At 56.6% G+C, this 16,798-nt stretch carries 8 protein-coding genes, 7 pseudogenes and 1 other annotated feature; of the genes and pseudogenes, 10 read left to right on the top strand and 5 right to left on the bottom strand.

Features of this window, described 5'->3' with window-relative positions:
• Nucleotides 1-687: condensation domain-containing protein (locus U1763_RS20475; protein WP_332756772.1), on the bottom strand; the 687-nt coding region annotated here is incomplete at its 3' end.
• Nucleotides 688-1,032: 345 nt separating this feature from the next.
• Between U1763_RS20475 and U1763_RS20480 the strand changes: the two are divergent.
• Together U1763_RS20480 and U1763_RS20485 are read left to right on the top strand one after the other, a co-directional pair.
• A pseudogene (locus tag U1763_RS20480) lies at nucleotides 1,033-1,319 on the top strand (integrase core domain-containing protein); the annotation flags it as partial.
• Nucleotides 1,320-1,398: 79 nt separating this feature from the next.
• Nucleotides 1,399-1,868: pseudogene (locus U1763_RS20485) on the top strand (IS5 family transposase); the annotation flags it as partial.
• Here the strand turns inward: U1763_RS20485 and U1763_RS20490 are convergent.
• Nucleotides 1,851-2,300: pseudogene (locus U1763_RS20490) on the bottom strand (transposase); the annotation flags it as partial. The pseudogenes U1763_RS20485 and U1763_RS20490 overlap by 18 nt on opposite strands.
• 391 nt (nucleotides 2,301-2,691) lie before the next feature.
• Here U1763_RS20490 and U1763_RS20495 point away from each other — a divergent pair.
• The 4 genes and pseudogenes from U1763_RS20495 to U1763_RS20510 all read left to right on the top strand — a co-directional run.
• On the top strand, nucleotides 2,692-3,624 hold the full coding sequence (locus tag U1763_RS20495; protein WP_332756773.1) for a phytanoyl-CoA dioxygenase family protein: 933 nt from the start codon (nucleotides 2,692-2,694) through the stop codon (nucleotides 3,622-3,624).
• Between the two features lie 529 nt (nucleotides 3,625-4,153).
• Nucleotides 4,154-9,595 (top strand): non-ribosomal peptide synthetase, encoded by a 5,442-nt coding sequence (locus U1763_RS20500; protein WP_332756774.1) that lies wholly within the window; start codon nucleotides 4,154-4,156, stop codon nucleotides 9,593-9,595.
• 343 nt (nucleotides 9,596-9,938) lie between these two features.
• Nucleotides 9,939-10,715 carry a 4'-phosphopantetheinyl transferase family protein gene (locus U1763_RS20505; protein ID WP_332756775.1) on the top strand — a complete coding sequence of 259 codons (777 nt, stop codon included), beginning with the start codon at nucleotides 9,939-9,941 and terminating at the stop codon, nucleotides 10,713-10,715.
• Between the two features lie 320 nt (nucleotides 10,716-11,035).
• Nucleotides 11,036-11,206: pseudogene (locus U1763_RS20510) on the top strand (IS256 family transposase); the annotation flags it as partial.
• 38 nt (nucleotides 11,207-11,244) lie between these two features.
• On the opposite strand, the pseudogene U1763_RS20515 reads toward U1763_RS20510, so the two are convergent.
• Together U1763_RS20515 and U1763_RS20520 are read right to left on the bottom strand one after the other, a co-directional pair.
• Nucleotides 11,245-11,460 (bottom strand): annotated as a pseudogene (locus U1763_RS20515) (integrase core domain-containing protein); the annotation flags it as partial.
• A 27-nt stretch (nucleotides 11,461-11,487) separates the two neighbouring features.
• A complete protein-coding gene (locus U1763_RS20520; protein WP_332756776.1) occupies nucleotides 11,488-12,546 on the bottom strand; it encodes an IS110 family RNA-guided transposase in 1,059 nt (352 codons plus the stop codon).
• Between the two features lie 331 nt (nucleotides 12,547-12,877).
• Between U1763_RS20520 and U1763_RS20525 the strand changes: the two genes are divergently transcribed.
• Nucleotides 12,878-14,284 (top strand): IS30 family transposase, encoded by a 1,407-nt coding sequence (locus U1763_RS20525; RefSeq protein WP_332756777.1) that lies wholly within the window; start codon nucleotides 12,878-12,880, stop codon nucleotides 14,282-14,284.
• Between the two features lie 7 nt (nucleotides 14,285-14,291).
• On the opposite strand, the pseudogene U1763_RS20530 reads toward U1763_RS20525, so the two are convergent.
• Nucleotides 14,292-15,223, bottom strand: a pseudogene (locus tag U1763_RS20530) (IS3 family transposase); the annotation flags it as partial.
• Nucleotides 14,826-14,941, bottom strand: a sequence feature (AL1L pseudoknot). It overlaps the preceding pseudogene by 116 nt.
• Nucleotides 15,224-15,274: 51 nt before the next feature.
• Between U1763_RS20530 and U1763_RS20535 the strand changes: the two are divergent.
• From U1763_RS20535 to U1763_RS20545, 3 genes and pseudogenes are all read left to right on the top strand, one after another.
• A pseudogene (locus U1763_RS20535) lies at nucleotides 15,275-15,823 on the top strand (IS256 family transposase); the annotation flags it as partial.
• The gene (locus U1763_RS20540; protein WP_503676877.1) at nucleotides 15,812-16,327 is read left to right on the top strand and encodes an IS110 family transposase; all 516 of its coding nucleotides are present in this window, start codon (nucleotides 15,812-15,814) and stop codon (nucleotides 16,325-16,327) included. The pseudogene U1763_RS20535 and the gene U1763_RS20540, both read left to right, overlap by 12 nt.
• A 234-nt stretch (nucleotides 16,328-16,561) precedes the next feature.
• The gene (locus tag U1763_RS20545) at nucleotides 16,562-16,744 is read left to right on the top strand and encodes a hypothetical protein (protein ID WP_332756778.1); all 183 of its coding nucleotides are present in this window, start codon (nucleotides 16,562-16,564) and stop codon (nucleotides 16,742-16,744) included.
• The last annotated feature ends 54 nt before the right edge of the window (nucleotides 16,745-16,798 follow it).

Here is a 16,798-nt window from a genome sequence, read left to right on the forward strand (position 1 = left end):
GTTAAGCCAGTCGCGCTGCCACAGCGCGTAGTCGGCATATTGCAGCCGCGGCTCGGGCAACGGTGAGGAACGGCCTTGCGAATAGGCCTCGTACAGGGCCCCGAGTTCGCGGACGAGCACGCCCAGTGACCAGCCATCCGAGACAATGTGATGCATGGTCATCAAGAGTATGTGGCTCTCGCCTGACAGGCGCAGCAGCTTCCTTCGAAACAAGCTGTCAGCAGAAAAATCGAACGGTGTGTCCACCTCTGCCTGCACGAGGCGGCGCACTTCGGCATCCTGTTCGGTTGCGACAAGCAATGTCAGGTCCACCACTGCAAGCGGCATCTCAACCGCTGGTGCAATGCACTGGAACGGCTTACCCGTTTCAGAGCCGAAGCCCGTACGAAGGCTCTCGTGACGCCGAACCAGCTCGGCTAGACTTGCCTCTAAGGCGTCGGTATCCAGCACACCGGTCAGCCGTAAGCTGAGCGGCATGTTGTATGCCGCCCCCGCATGACCCAGCTCTTCGAGAAACCACAGCCGTTCCTGCGCATAGGATAGCAAAAGCGTCGAGGGGCGTTGCGCAACGTCAATCGGAGGCGCGATCGTACCAGCTGCGCGACGCAACCAAAGATTAAGCAATTTCTTGCGATTACTCTCCGCGCCGGGGGAGGACAAACCCGCACTATCTAACTGCTCGTTCATGCTACCTGCTTCCCCGATGCTGCAGTCGTGAAAGGTCGTGCCGAGAGATTGGGTGCACCGCCGCCACGACCCATCTCTCGTGTGAAGCCAAGATTCGAGAATCCATAGGAAACTACAAACGACCGATACGACTGCGATTTCATGGCCGTGCGCAAGCTCGCAGCTACTCTACTAACCTGTCAAGTCGCTTAAGCTCGGTCACAACCCTATGTGTTTGATCCCACGGTTTGATGGTGCGATCCTTTCGTTGGAATGCAAGGAAGCCGTATGGGACAAGTACGTCACGGGCGCGCCACGACCACGCACGCCGTCAACCGTAACACCGCCTGGTCGCGTCAAATGCGCTTCGACATGATCTGCGAAGCGAACGACATCGAGCACCGGTTGACCAAGCCGAACCACCCGTGGACCAACGGGCAGGTCGAGCGGATGAACCGCACATCAAGGAGGCAACGGTCAAACGCTTCCATTACGAGAGCCACGAGCAGTTGCGGGTGCACCTCGCAGACTTAATGGCAGCCTATAATTTTGCCCGTCGGCTCAAGACGCTCAGTGGCCTCACGTCTTACGAATACACCGCCAAGATCTGAACGTCAGAGCCGGACAGGTTCATCGTCGATCCGATCCACTAGATGTCGGGACTAAACATCTAGAGTCAGGACCCATTGATGTAACAGGCGCGATCTGATTCAGGCTGCGTGAGGACTGAGGATGAGCGACCTGTACTGGCTGACGGAGGAGCAGAGGGCGCGCCTGCGGCCATATTTCCCAAAGAGCTATGGCAAGCCGCGAGTTGACGACCGGCGGGTGTTGAGCGGCATCGGTTTCGTGAACCGCAATGGGCTGCGCTGGCGTGATGCGCCCAGCGACTACGGCCCACACAAGACGCGCTACAATCGCTGGAAACGATGGGGTGAGATGGGTGTGTTCCTCCGCATGATGGAAGGCCTGGCTGCCGCTGATGCCGATCCAAAGACCGTCATGATCGACGCGACGTATCTGAAGGCGCACCTCACGGCATCGAGCCTGCGGGTTAAAAAGGGGATCTCGGGCGCCTGATTGGTGGCACCAAAGGTGGCATGAACACGAAGCTCCATGCCGTGACCGACGCAAACGGCCGTCCGCTCAGTTTCTTCATGACCGCCGGACAAGTCAGCGACTACATAGACCTTGCCGCTGTCGCTTGAGGCCTGCCGGATCAATGCAATCTGCCGAGCATCTTCTTGCGCTCGCCGGCGCAGCGGCGCTTTGCGCCAGGCATAGAAACTGCTGGGCTGGATCGCCAGGCACCGGCACATCGCGCGGACACCAACCTGGTTCTGATGCGCGGCGACAAAGGCGTATCTCAATTGGCATCCTTGGCGAAATACGCGGTGGTCTTTTTAGATGTCTCGCTCCTCGGCCACCCAAGCCAACTCGCGTTTCAACTGGCGGATCTCGGCGTCCTTACTGGCATCGCCCGACGCCACCTTCGCAAACTGCTTCTTCCACGCATACAGCGAATGCGGGCTGACGCCGAGGCGCTGCGAAACCTCCGCTACCGGGTAACCCCGCTCCGTGATCTGCACCACCGCGTCACGCGTGAACTCACCGCCGAGATTGAGCTTCCCCATCGTCGCCTCCTGGCTGAAAAATTTGGATTGAAGGCATCTAGAAAACTAGAGGCTATTGAAACCCCTTGACCCTAAACCCTCATGTAAGGAGTTGGAGCCTCCGACAAACCCGGGGCGGTTCCAGCTGTGCTGCGCGACTTGATCGTACAAAGCCGATATAAAAGACTCCGCTATTGGTCCCGCACAACCTCTTGATATATTATTTTAGACCGTTTTAAATGAGCTGATACCTCTCGTAGGGTTCCTCGCAAAAGAGCCTCTATTGTCAAGCATCCCGGGGCCCACACAACCGAGAGCATCCCCATTGACTTCCGCCATCCCCAAAATCTAAGCTACAAGCTCCGAGGTCAATCAGAACGGCTTCGGCTTTGGGAACCGATCTAGGGTAGAGTTGCCGGATAACAGCGGCAGTCTGCTTAGAAACTGTAATGGAGATAACGTGGTCCACTCACAATCTAATACAGCGCAGTTTGAAGGCGGCCTCCACACTCAGGATATCAATTCTCGATACGGCTTAACGAAAGATAAGCTTAGTACATTTCGCCGTGACAGCATTGTCAATCTTGGGGTACTATTTGATGCTGACGAGGTCTCCGCCGTCGTCGCTGAGTTCAGCGCTCTTCTTCAATCGCCAGTTGCAAACGTGAAGGTTATTGGGGAGTCTGGATCGAACGAGGCCCGCAGCGTAATGGGCTGGGAAAATGCAACGCTCCGCCTCAGGGAATTCGCGACCGACATCCGCGTACTTGGACCTGTTCAATCGGTCCTCGGCGAAGACGTTGTTTTTCACCAAACAAAATACAACCCGAAAGCGGCACACGGTAAAGGGGAAAAATGGGACCCCCATAGAGGTATTACATTCTGGCACTACTTAGATGGCGTCCCCGACCCCGAAGGGATGGTGTCTGTGTTTATAGCTCTCACCGACCAGACGAAGGAAAACGGCGCCACCTACACATGGTTGGGCGCACATGATATGACCATCGAAGACCTGAGAGACGAAACGGATTTCTCAAATCGCGACAACGCTAGTAACAACGACGATACTTCAGCTGACCTGTCACTGCAAATCAGGCCGGAAAAGATCGCCCAGTATGATGAAAAATATGAAAAGATCGACTTGGTAGGTCCGGCAGGAACAGTCTGGCTGTTGGACTCGCGTAATCTTCACGCCTCACAGCCGAACCGTAGCGAGGCGGTGAGAATATTAGTTGCTAATGTATTTAGAAAAGTAAGCAACGTACCGCTTCATCCAAGAAACGAACAGGCACTTTGCGCTACCTTGGACAATTCGATCGTGCCGTTCCATCGGCCGAATGTCTAGCTTTTCTCTGTGCGATTGGGGATCAAGATTAGATTAGCGCACAACCAACATCGCCGCAGCGAAGCCAGTGCCCACTGATCCGCGGCCAGCGTTGCTACCGCCTATCTATCTACGCCACATACCTACCGTCCAACTCTTCAACCAACTGCACGACTCACAGGTCCGTGGCTGGAGAGTTGGGCCAAGGATGCGGCCAAAAACCTCGTACGGACAAAATCGATGCATGACAGATGTGGCCGACAACCCAGGAAAAAGATTTTAAAGCACAGCTATTTTAACAGCACTATATTAGCGCTTGTTACGTCCCTTGCAGCGGTGCGCTTCAGTCGCAACTGCGGCGTCGCCCGCGATCACATGACGGGTCTCCGGATCGGGAGAGCGCATTGGATCAAACGTATTTTGGACTTAGTAGAGGCGTCGCATTGGACCTTTACTGATTATCCTAAATATCGTCGAAAATGAGTCTAATTGTGTTGCCGCTGTCGAAAAAAAGTCGAATCATAACGAGCCTATTGGCGGGAGTAATAATGTGACCCGAAAGCTTGAGGAGGTCCTCCCCCTTACCCCGCTTCAAGAGGGCCTGCTTTATCATAGACTTATTGAGCTTAGGGCGGAACTGTATAATGTTCAGTCCGGCCTCGATCTTACCGGTCCGCTTGATAGCCTTCGCCTGAAGGGGGCCGTCACAGCCCTTGTCTCTAGACATTCAATCCTTCGCACTGCTTTCATCGAAAGCATCTCCGGCCAGCCCGTCCAAGCAGTACTAAGCGAGACGCAGCCAGAATGGAGAACTGTCGATATCTCGCTGTCGTCATATAAAGGCGAAGATTGTAAAAGGATACAAAAAGATGAAGCCTGTCGACCGTTTGATCTAAAAGTTCCCAATAATATACGATTTCTACTAATACGGCTAGGCTCGGAAGAGCACAAGCTATTAATCACATATCATCATATACTTTTGGATGGATGGTCGTTTTCGATTTTAGTGGATGAGTTGCTAGATCTATACGAGGATGGAGGAGTGAAACTTCTACCACCGCTCCCATACCGCAACTATCTTGCATGGCTTAAAAATCAGGACCGAAACGCATCGGAGTCCGCTTGGCAGGGCGCGTTGGATATGTTCGAGCGCTTCCTGCTTTTCACTGAAAAAAGGGCAGCCGCAGAAATGCCCTCTGTTCATGAGGTTGCCATCTCTGCCAAACTCTCCGAAAGCCTCAATTTGTTCGCGCGACGAACTGGTCTGACGCTTAATACTCTCTTCCAAGCAAGTTGGGCTGCTACGCTGCAGACCATGACGGGAAAATCAGATATTACGTTCGGAATTACTGTTGCGGGACGGCCTCCGGAAATCGAAGGCGTAGAGCGCATGCTTGGTCTTTTCATTAACACCATCCCGCTTCGGTTTCGGTTTGACCTGACCGAGAGCCTGCTTGAAATGGCGCGACGGCTGCAAAGCGAGCAGGTTGCACTTCTCCCCCATCAGCATGTCGGGCTTCGCGACATTCAACGGCTCTCGGGAGGAGGCGAACTTTTCGATACTCTTATGGTGTTCGAAAATTACCCCGTGGGCACGCATGCGAACGGGTGTGCTGAAAAGCTTCAAGTCAATCCAGCCGCGGGTTTCGGCGGAAATGTTACAAACTACCCATTAACCATTATTGTGTCCCCTGGATCGTTGATCGGTATTTCTGCGTCGTATCGTTCAGACCTTCTATCTCTCCGTGAGATCGAGAGGATTGTAGGGCGGATGACTCTATTCCTCGAAATGCTAGTACAGGACCCGAGCCGTAGAACTGCTGACATAAGCCTGCTTCTAGCCGAAGAGCGCGAAGAACTCGAAGTATGGAACAGGAGCCCTCAACACGGCGCGCACTATCTTTCCTTGCACGAGATGTTTTGTAGGCAAGCCGCCTGGACGCCTCATGCAACTTCGGTAGTGTTTAAAGAGCGCTCGCTTACCTACTCCGAACTAGAGTTTCAATCGAACCAGATGGCTCACCTCCTCGCGGATCGTGGCATCAGCGCTGAAGATTTGGTGGCGGTGGCTGTACCGCGGTCGATTGAGCTCATCGTCGTTCTTTTAGGAATTCTCAAAACAGGCGCTGCTTATTTGCCGCTCGATCCAGATTTCCCTCGGCAGCGCCTTCAATTCATGATCAACGACGCTAGGCCGCCACTGGTGATCGGCCTTTCGTCGTCGATCAGGGATATCAGCCTCAATTTGCCTTGGTTGATGATTGATGACCCGGAGGTAGAGGAAAAACTTGCAATGATGCCCGGCGTTCCACTTGATCCAAAAAGCCGGAATCGACGAGTCTACAAAGATAATATTGCCTATCTCATCTACACCTCCGGATCTACCGGAAGTCCAAAAGGGACGGCCGTTAGTCATCGAGCAATCGTAAATCGTCTCGAATGGATGCAGTCTACGTATCGGGTGACAAGTGCAGATCGAGTAATTCAAAAGACACCTATAAGCTTCGATGTTTCGGTTTGGGAGATATTTGCACCACTAAGTGCAGGCGCAACCCTCGTGTTGGCGTGTCCCGGGGGGCACAGGGATGCTTTTTACCTTCGTAGGTTTATCAACGAGATGAGGGTGACGATCGCCCATTTCGTGCCGTCGATGCTACGCGAATATCTCAATGAGATAGGCGACTTCAGAGGCTCCATGCTCCGAGAGGTGATATGCAGTGGCGAGGCTTTGACAGTAGATCTATACGAAGATTTCGGTAAACGCTCAGAGGCACGTCTTAGCAACAAATATGGACCAACCGAAGCCGCAATAGATGTTACCTGCTGGATGGGTGAAGGTGACGCGACCTCGTCGGTACCGATCGGGCGTCCAGTTTGGAACACAAAAACGTATGTTCTGGATGCAGCGCTTCGTCCGGTGCCCCCGGGCACCCAGGGGGAACTCTACATCACCGGCAACCAACTCGCCCGCGGCTATCATAATCGACCGGACCTCACTGCCGAGCGGTTCGTAGCGTGTGTGTTCGGGCCCCCCGGAACTCGGATGTATCGGACAGGCGATATCGTTCGATGGCGTCACGACGGCCAACTAGAGTTCTTGGGGCGCTCCGATAGCCAAGTGAAGTTACGTGGCTTCCGCATCGAATTGGGTGAGATAGAAGCTTCGCTGCAGCGACAGTCGACAGTAAGGCAAGCCGTGGCCGTGGTCCGACACGATGCGCCATCACCGCCGCGTATCGTAGCCTATGTTGTAGGCGAGGCGGGGCGTTGCCCGGACATCGAAGAGGTCCGGATCGGGCTCGCGGACGAACTTCCTGCCTACATGCTTCCAGCATCGATCGTTGCGCTAGAGAGTTTTCCGCTGACGCCAAGTGGAAAACTAGACCGATCGTCACTGCCAGCGGCAAGCATCCCGGTGCATGTTGGCTCCGAGCCGGTAACGAAAGAGGAGAAGATCTTCACCGATCTATTTCGTGAACTACTACACCTGCCTAGAATTGGCGTCTCAGACAGCTTCTTCGACTTTGGTGGAGATAGCATCCTTTCGATCCAGCTTGTAGCCCGCGCACGCAAGCTCGGATTTGCAACGAATGTAGGCGACGTGCTGCGATATCGCACCGCTCGGCAGATCGCGGCTGTCGTACAGCCGATCGGCGTTTCCAACAGACTGGTAGGCCGAGAAACCGGTCCGCTGCCGCTTACCCCCATTTTGCATCGGCTCTTTGCACGGAGCGGTGGTATCAAATCAACCCAGTCTGTTTTTTTGAAAGTTCCAAGTGGCATCAAGAGGAAGGATCTTGTTGCTGCATTGGATGCGCTTATGCGGCATCATAGCAGCTTACGTATCAAAGTGGCTTACGATTACGATCTGACTCCGACTGCTGAAATCATGCCCGTTGGGGTCATCGACGCAAGTAGGCTACTCGCAGTTCACGAATGCACAAACCCAATCGAAATGAAGGAGGCCGTAAAAGAAGCAGAGCGCATCGCTACGGACCGGCTCAACCCAATGACTGGAGAGAACGTGTTCGCGACATGGTTCGATCGCGGAACTGCTGAGGCGGGGTGGTTGCTAATCGTGGCCCACCATTTGGCGGTAGACGGCGTCTCATGGCGGATCCTGCTCCCTGACCTAGAGAGCGCATGGAAAGCCGCGGTCGCCGGTCGGTTGCCGCAGCTTGATCCCGTTGGGACTTCGCTAGTGCAATGGTCCAAGTTGTTGGTCGAAAATTCCCGCTCGATCGCTCGTCTCGGTGAACTACCAATGTGGAAGGCAATGCTCGAACAAGATGAACCTGTTTTAGGCTACCGATCGCTGGACGAAAAGATTGACACTAACGAGACGGCTCAATCCCTTACATTTTCGCTTCCTTCTGAAATTGTCGCTCCGCTGCTCAGTCGCGCGCCTGCCCTGCTACAGGCGACTATGAACGAGATTCTGCTTACAGCGTTCGCCGTCGTGATCAGCCGCTGGCGTTTGCGCATGGGTATGGCAAGCGACACATCGGTTCTCATCGATCTCGAAGGGCATGGGCGGGAGCACTTTGCGACCGATGTTGATTTGTCTCGAACCACTGGCTGGTTCACCACCGTGTACCCTGCTTTGCTCGACCCAGGGCGAGTCGATACGTTAAATCTTGAAGGATGGCGAAGCGCGACCGACAAGGTGAAGGGGCAACTCCGCCAGATCCCCGATAATGGTCTCGGCTTTGGCCTGCTGCGTTATCTAAATGCAACAACTCGCGATGAACTGGCCCACGCAAGAACTTCCCAGATCGGATTCAATTATCTTGGTCGATTTGATGCGTCTTATGACGCGGACTGGGTGCCTACGGCTAACGCAAGTATAATTGGCGGCGGCAACGACTCTCGAATGCCGCTTCTGTATGCCATGGAAGTAAATAGCGTTATAGCCGATGGAGAGAACGGTCCGACTTTCACGGCGACCTGGACTTGGGCGGGCAACTTGTTTGCAACGAGCGATATAGAAAGCCTTGCATGCGAATGGTTTGAGGCGATAGGTGTAATCGGCAATGGTGCTGTGCAAAACGCATCAGAACCCAACATTGAGTCTACAGTTTTATACAGTCCACATTTATCTGTAGTGCATGACCTACTATGCACCGTACTAGGATTGCCCGAACTTAGTATCGAGCAAAACATATTTGAGCTGCCAAACGCTCGCATAGATATAAAGCGCATTATCACTGCTCTTCGCGATAAAACCGGCTATCGCGTGAGCCACGCCACCTTGCAAGAAAATCCAACCGCTGTACTTCTCTCCACTGCATTACTCAGTCATGCCGCTGATGACGCGTATGCGAACATCGTTCCACTTGGGGGAGGGAGGGGGGCTCAACAAAACCTGTTCTGCTTCCACCCGATCGGAGGCGTCGCCTGGAGCTACGTTCCGATCTCACGTGGTTTGAACGAGGTGAAGATAATTGGCTTGCAGTCAACTCGCGCACCGGAGTGTCTCACCTTAGAGGCCCTCTGCAACTTTCATGTTGCCAGCATAAAGTGCATTCAACCCAGCGGACCTTACCATCTCCTAGGCTGGTCACTTGGCGGTGCGATTGCGCACAAAGTGGCATGTGCGCTAGGAAGCGACCAAGTTTCAACGCTGATAATGCTCGATTCCTATCCAATTAGCAATGAGCCCTACGTTTTTGACGACGAGCAAGAGCGACGCTGCAATATCATGACCGATTTTGTTCACGAACTCGCACCTACAATGATCACGCGTGATGATCTGTTTTCTAGCATTATGCGAAACATGGCTCTGATGGAGGAAAATTCCTCCGATGTTTTCCATGGCGAGGTACTATTTATCGGTGCAGCAGATCGGACTAAGGACCCGCGGCAAGCTTGGAAAGGAAGGATCACTGGGACTTTTACGCAGTACGATATTTCACAGAATCACGACGAGATGCTTAGCTTTCGTGGATCCGAAGAGGCCTGCCTTCTGATCAACCGGTTTCTACACGTATGAGATACGGATTTGCGTGAACTAAAGGTGCATGTAAATGCGCAATTGCAAACGACTTTGTCCGACCAAGGCAATTACGATTAGACGCTGCCTGTGCTCATAGTTGAGAATGAAGCAAATTAGCCGCTCGCTTGCTAAAGATCGCATGTTATCGTGAGACCGATAACTAATGATTTCTGATGATATGTAATAAACGAATCCCGAATTTAGTGTGTTGGTGCTAGAGGGCGTTGTTAGTAGCAGGGCTGCCCGATAAAGAGGGCGCCCTGCCTCTTGCTATTATGGATCCGGACAATTACCATTGTCTTTCTCTAACGCTTTCTATTAACCCGCGGTGGTTCAGAGTATGCGCGAACGCGGCACGAACAAAGAGTCGACAGCGGATCCGGCGGCAAACCGGTATGCCGGACCTGATTTTGAGGGAACGGGCCGGTCAGCAGTCTTAACAGAGATCGCTTCTCACTTCCCACCGGGTGTGGGCGTCGCGACTTTGGTTCCTGAAGGATGCAATCGACCATTATTTTTGGAAGAGAAGGCTCTCATCGTTGGTACCGCGGAGATCCGACGGCACCATTTCACGGCCGGTCGTACCTGCGCGAGAGAGGCCTTGCGACAGATCGGCGGCCCCGCCGTTCCGCTACTGCGTTCCGCGAACGGGGCGCCAATCTGGCCGTCTGGTTACGTCGGAAGCATCACCCATTCACAAGGTATCTGTTGCGCCGTGGCGGCCTCAGCCTTGGAAGTGGAGGCAGTGGGTATAGATGCAGAACTGTTAACGACCCTCGACCTTGATGTTGTGAGGATGATTTGTCGTCCAAACGAGATGGAGAACATTGCGGCCTTATCCGATCCGAACGACGGCCTTTGGCCTCTCCTCACGTTCAGTGCCAAAGAAGCCTTTTACAAATGTTTCAGTTCTATTACCGACCACTTTCTAGAATTCAGAGATGTAAGTGTGCGTTTCTGCACGCTTGAACCCGGAAAACGTGGCACGTTTTCGATCACCATCGAGGCTCCTGCGGTCCCGAATTTTGGATTGGCACAGCGAGTTTTCGGGTCATGGTGCCGGACGGAAAGCTACGTATTCACGGCGGTGCTTTCAGCGGCGATCGTTTCCACGTGATTTCGGGTCGAACGTAGCCCTAGTCCGGGATTCTGCGGTTGCCGCTCGTGATGCAAGAGGTTTCTCATCGTGTGCGTTAGTGATCGAGTGCGGTCTTCTAAGGCCTTTGCAGACGGCATTCGGAAGCGGCTGGCCGGTATGGTGAACCGCGGATCATCTCCAAATATCATTGGCGAACTGCCGCGCTTCGCATCCTGAACTCTTTTTCTGATCCAGAGATGTTCAATGGTTGTGTCCCGCGACGTGGTGTAGCTGAGGGGTGGCCATCGTAGATTTTCGGGTAGTTTGGGGTTGCGAAACTCAACCAACGAAGACCTTCGATGACCAGTGATACGACGAACCTCCAGGCGCTGGTGAGAAAGAGCGCGGATGCAGATTTCCTGCGCGAGATGATCGGTTTTGCTGTGCACTTGCTGATGGACCGGGAGGTCGGCAGCCTAACCGGCGCAGGGTATAGCGAGAAGAGTAGTGATCGCCTCGTCCAGCGCAATGAACCGCTCCGGGTCTGCCGGAGGCCTTGGGTTGTGAGTCACGCTGCCATATCGATGTTCTCTGCGACAGCATAATATTGATCTTCGGCTTCGGCAGGCGGTATGTTGCCGATGGGTTCGGGCAGCCGACGATGGTTGAACCAGTCGATCCATTCGAGCGTGGCATATTCGACAGCTTCGAAGCTGCGCCACGGCCCACGTCTGTGGATCACCTCAGCTTTGTATAGACCGTTGATCGTCTCGGCCAAAGCGTTGATGCTCCTATGTTGGTCAAGGCGCTTTTATATTGGCCGGGCCGAGTCCTGGCGACCGCAGAGGTGATGATAGATTTCCCGCGCGATATAACGTTTCAGGCATCGCCGGATTTCGCGGGGTGATTTGCCTTCGGCGGTTCGGCGCTCAATATATTCGCGGGTCGGCCGATGGTGTCGCATGCGAACTAAGGCCACCCGATAGAGGGCTGCGTTCGCGCGGCGGTTGCCGCCGCGGTTGAGGCGATGACGGCTGGTCTTGCCACTCGATGCCGGCACCGGGCAAACACCGCAGAGCTTCGCGAAGGCAACTTCCGATCGGATCCGCTGCGGATTGTCACCCAATACTACGAGCATGTCGGCGATGATGCCGGTCGATACGCCAGGCGCTTCCATGAGCGCCGGTGCCTGAGCGCGCACCAGCTTTTCGAGAACGGCCTCATGCTCCTTGATTTCGGCGTCCAACATCAGCCAGCGGTTGGCCAACGCCCGCAGCGCAATTTTCGCGGAGGCGGTGGTCGAGGTCGGTATGCCCGGGCGCAGTGCCGCGATCGCACGCACGAGCGTCATCTTGCCCGTAATGCCGATGAACCGCTCGCGCAGGTCTTGGGGCGCGTTCACCAGAAGGGTCTTGAGCGTAACTATCGCCTGAGTCCGGGCCTTAAGGGCGGCATCACGGGCGATCTTGAGATGGCGGATCATCTCGACGGGACCGTTGCCGGATTTGGGTTGCGCCCCGGAATCGCCCGCCAGCACGCTGCGCGCCGCGGACTCGGCATCGACGGTGTCGGTCTTGCCGTGTCTGCGGCGGAGCTGCCGGTTAACGCGGCCGACCTCGATGACGCGCATGCCCTGAGCCGTGAGTGCCCGACTGAGGCCGGAACCATAGGATCCGGTTCCTTCGATGCCGTAGGCATGCACCTCGCCGTGGCTGGTGGCCCATTCCGCGAGTTGCCGGTAGCCTTGGGAGGTCACCGGGAAGGATGCGGTGTCGAGCCGGACACCCAGTCCGTTGATGGCAACCGCGACGTGAACGTCCTTGTGAGTATCGACGCCGATGACGATGGCGCCGGGTATGATATCAGGCATACAGGTCCTCCAGGCAGGTGGAACCCGAAGGCGATATGCGAGCGGACAGGACTGTGACGGGACGGCATTCCCTCAGGCTCCTATGAAGTCACGGCTCACACCCTTCGGGTGCAGCCTGGAGTGCCGACAGATCAACACCATGACACGTGGTCAATCGTAAGCTCGGGTCAGGCTCTCCAGACTGCCCACATACTCTCACAGTCGTAGCTGTCGCCCACGCTGCCGACCGACGGCTCGATCACGGCTTCCGCGAGCCGCTCGGTGTACTTGATAGACACGTATTGGGCGGATTCAACCGGTCGTTGCAACGCTTCGAATATGGAGGCGGGCGATGGATATCAGAAAGCGACGATCTAACCGGTGCACACGATCACAACTGCGGTCGCCAGGGAGGCCCCCGGTCGCCAATCGGCATGAGCGTGCAATGTTCTGGGAGTATGTTGCTGCCGGGATGAGCAGCGAGGCAGCAGCAGTGAAGGCTGGAGCGTCACAACCGGGTGGCGGCCGTTGGTTTCGGGAGGCAGGCGGTATGCCGCCAGCGGAGTTCAGGCGCTCGGCGAAACGCTTGTCGGGCAGATATTTGTCCTTGGCAGAACGCGAAGAGATCGCGTTGCTGTTGGTCCAAGGTCATGGCGTTTGCGAGGTCGCGCGTCGGCTCGGTCGAGCTGCTTCGACAATCTCCCGCGAGATCCGACGAAACGCGGCGACCCGTAGTGGCAATTTTGAATATCGAGCAACGACTGCTCAGTGGCATGCCGAGCGCGCGGCGCGCCGTCCCAAGGTTGCCAAGCTGGCGACCAACGACACGCTACGCCGCTGGGTCGAGGACCGGTTGAGCGGAGCTGTTGCCAAACCCGGCGATGCGCCCGTCACCGGCCCAACGGTATCCTGGAAGGGGCGGCGCCACGGGCCTCGTCAGAACCGGCGCTGGTCAAAGGCATGGAGCCCGGAGCAGATTGCAAGCCGTCTGCACATCGACTTTCCGGACGACGACAGAATGCGCATCAGTCACGAAGCCATTTACCAGGCGCTGTTTGTGCAGGGCCGTGGCGCACTGCGCCGCGACCTTAGCGCGTGCTTGCGAAGCGGACGGGCTCTGCGGGTGCCGCGGGCGCGGGTCGGCCAGCGCGGGAAAGGCTTCGTGTCGTCCGAGATCCTCATCAGTGAGCGTCCTGCCGAAGCTGATGACCGGGCCATACCGGGTCACTGGGAGGGCGATCTCATCCTCGGGCTCGGCAGCTCGGCGATCGGCACGTTGGTCGAACGCACCACGCGATTCACGATGCTGCTGCACCTGCCGCGTATGGAAGGTCACGGTGTCGCGCCGGGCGTCAAGAATGGGCCAGCGCTGGCGGGGCACGGCGCCGAAGCCGTGCGAAAAGCCATCACGCGTTCCATCGTCACCTTGCCGGAAGAACTGCGACGGACGCTGACCTGGGATCAGGGCGCGGAGATGGCCCAGCACGCGCGTTTGAAGGTAGACGCGGGGGTGAATGTCTACTTCTGCGACCCACAAAGCCCTTGGCAACGCGGCACCAATGAGAACACCAACGGGCTGCTCCGCCAGTACTTTCCGAAAGGTACCGATCTCAGCCCGCATAGCGCCGATACGCTCGCGGCCGTTGCCGCAACGCTCAATGGCAGACCGCGCAAAACGCTGGGCTGGAAAACACCGGCCGAGGCGCTTGACCAATGCCTTGCGCAGATCGACAAACAGCGCGTTGCGACGACCGGTTGAATCCGCCTTGCGAACCGCGGTCGCTGTGGTGAACCAGGTCGCCACGATGGACCGGCCGGCGGTCATGAAGCGCCTGCTCGAGCGCATCCAGGGCGAAGCTGGCATGTGCCGTCCTGCTGGCGCGCCAGCCTACTATCGGTCTGGCGTAGGTATCGATGACGAAGGCTACGTAGACGAACCCCGCCCATGTCGCGACATAGGTGAAGTCCGATACCCACAGCATGTTCGGCGCCGGGGCGTAGAACTGCCGGTTGACGTGATCGCGCGGGCACGGCGCAGTTTTGTCGCTGATGGTCGTGCGCATCGGCTTCGCGCGGATTACCCCTGCCAACCCCATCTCGCGCATCAGCCGTTCCACGGTACAGCGCGCGACCGCAAAGCCCTCCCGCATCATCTGACGCCAGACCTTGCGCACGCCGTAGACCGCGAAGTTCTAGGCGAACACGCGGGCGATCTCGGGCTTGAGGGCCACATCCTGCCGCGCCCGCGCCGACAGGCGTGCTGGATCCTGTCGCCGCGCGACGCGTTCGTGGTAAGTGGATGGGGCGATCGGCAAGACGCGGCAGATCGGCTCGACCCCATAGGCATCGCGGTAATCGTCGATAAACGCGATCATCGTCGGAACGGGCGGTTGAGCTCCGCCTGGCAAAATATGCTGACGCCTTACGTAGAATTTCGTTGGCCTGTCGCAGCTCGAACCTCTCGTTCCAGCGCCTTCACCTTGCGGGCGACCTCGGCGGGGACGCCGGCGCGTCTGCCGCTATCGATCTCGGCCTTCTTCACCCACTCATGCAGCGTCTGCGGAACGCAGCCGATCTTCTCAGCGATGGATACCACGGTCGCCCACCGGGACGGATGATCCCGCTCGTGATCGAAAACCATCCGTAACGCGCGCTCACTCACCTCGGGCGCAAACTTGTTCGTCGTCTTGCTCGTCATGGCCCCACCTTCTCAGGAGTTGGAGCCCCCGACAAACTCGGGGCGGTTCACAACGGCTACCGCGAGCGCGACTGGGAGACGCACGCCGGCACGGTGGAGTTGCGGCCCCCCAAACTGAGGACGGGCGGTTATTTCCCGGCCTTCCTTGAACCACGTCGGTTTACCGAAAAGGCGGTGACCGCGATTGTCGAGGAGGCGCACATCCAAGGCATCTCGACCCGGTCGGTCGACGACTTGGTGAAAGCGATGGGAACGTCGGGCATCTCGATACGCCAGGTCAACCCGCTGCGCGAGGAGATCGACTCCGCGTCAAGGCGTTCCTCGAGCGGACTATCGAAGGCGACTGGTCGTATGTCTGGGTCGATGCCACCTATCTGAAGGTCCGTCAGGCCGGTCGCATCGTCTCGGTCACGGTCACGGTCACCGTCGCGGTCGGCGTGAACGGCGACGGCCGGCGCGGGGTTCTCGGCATGGCCATCGGAAACCTTCTGGACTGACTTCTTGCGCAGCCTCACGAGGCGGGGCTTACGTGGCGTGAAACTCGTCAGCTCGGATGCACACGAGGGTATCAAAGCAGCCGTATCGCGGGTGTTCAGCGCAGCGTGGGCAAAGCGCCCAACTGAATCGTTGTTGTCCCACAACAGCAGGTCGTTTGAGAAAGGAACGAAGGTCATAAGCGGATCGGTTCTGGGAATTGATTTGGGCAAAAACGGCTGCAGTGTGGTGGGACTGGATGTGATCGGCAAGGTCGTCGTCGACCGACAGATGCGGTGCGACAGGTCATCACTTATACGGGAACGCTGCCGGCGTACGTCGTGGCGATTGAGGCTTGCTGCGGAGTGCATCACATGGGAGGTGCGCTGGCCGGTCAAGGGCCATGCCGTTCGGTTGATGTCGCCGGAATATGTCCGTCCAAACGTCAAGGCACGGAAGAAGGACGACCGTGATACCGAGGCAATTGCGGAAGCGGCAACCCGACCGATCATGCTATTGGTCGAGTTGAAGACTGAGGAACAACTCGACATGCAGACGCTGCCCCGCATCCGCGCCCAACTCGTCGGTGATCGCGCCTCGCTATTGAATAAGATTAGAGTGTTCTCTTGAAGCGCCGTTCATCGTCCCTCAGGGCGCGCTTAACTCGCTGTCCGGCTGGGTAAAGATGCTTGAGGGCGATAAGTCAGCGTCAGGCTCTCGCATTACCCGGATCGTAGGCGATATGTGTCTCCGCTAAATTGCCCATGATGACCGGATCGCAAATAGGAAGACGCGACCGCTCTGCTTCGTCCTGACGCCCGGCCGGAAGCACGACGTGTAAGGCTTTGGCCCGACTTCCAGAATTTGGTCGAGCTGGTCGAGGCGCTGCCTGCGGACAAGGGCTATGATACAGATTCCATGCACGAAACACTCACCAAGGCCGAGGTCGATGCAGCGATCCCAACCACGCGCAATCGTCGCGCGCCGCTCTCGCACGACCGCCAAAAGTTCCGATGGCGTAACCTTATCGAGCGCCTCTTCAGCTAGTGCACTGATCGTCGCGGGTGATTCACAATTGGGCTGCGGCGTACGAGTCTGGGC

Origin of the sequence: Sphingomonas sorbitolis (assembly GCF_036663875.1) — a bacterium.
In the GTDB taxonomy this organism is placed as follows: Bacteria; Pseudomonadota; Alphaproteobacteria; order Sphingomonadales; family Sphingomonadaceae; genus Sphingomonas.

What these genes read in the sequence shown, in the direction of transcription:
- U1763_RS20505 (WP_332756775.1), top strand. Translation starts at nt 9,939, where the DNA reads ATGCGCGAACGCGGCACGAACAAAGAGTCGACAGCGGATCCGGCGGCA.
- U1763_RS20520 (WP_332756776.1), bottom strand. Translation starts at nt 12,546, where the DNA reads ATGCCTGATATCATACCCGGCGCCATCGTCATCGGCGTCGATACTCAC.
- U1763_RS20525 (WP_332756777.1), top strand. Translation starts at nt 12,878, where the DNA reads ATGGATATCAGAAAGCGACGATCTAACCGGTGCACACGATCACAACTG.